At 62.2% G+C, this 283-nt stretch carries 1 protein-coding gene; it reads left to right on the top strand.

What is annotated here, in order from left to right:
- Window positions 1–50: 50 nt before the first annotated feature.
- Window positions 51–283, top strand: a 233-nt coding sequence (gene tnpB, locus EAE90_RS23485) for an IS66 family insertion sequence element accessory protein TnpB (protein ID WP_214055477.1), incomplete at its 3' end; no start/stop codon positions are given.

The raw sequence follows: 283 nt of genomic DNA, 5'->3' as shown, positions 1-283 counted from the left end.
ATCGCCTGTCCATTGACGCTGTTGCCTGACGTGATGCGGGTACTGGCCCGATGCTGAAACCGCAACAGCTCTTTCTGGTGCGAGAGCCCGTCGACATGCGCCGGGGCATTGATGCCCTGACCCAGCACCTGGAGGGACTGAATCTGCGCTGGCAGGACGAAGCCGCTTTTGTTTTCTGCAATAAGGCCCGCTCCCGTCTCAAGGTGTTGCGCTGGGACCGACACGGCGTCTGGCTGTGTACCCGCCGTCTGCACCGGGCCCATTTTGTCTGGCCGAAGCAGGG

The sequence above is a fragment of the Photorhabdus caribbeanensis genome (assembly GCF_018448885.1).
Lineage (GTDB): Bacteria > Pseudomonadota > Gammaproteobacteria > Enterobacterales > Enterobacteriaceae > Photorhabdus > Photorhabdus caribbeanensis.
This window is presented reverse-complemented; position numbering and strand designations above follow the sequence as displayed.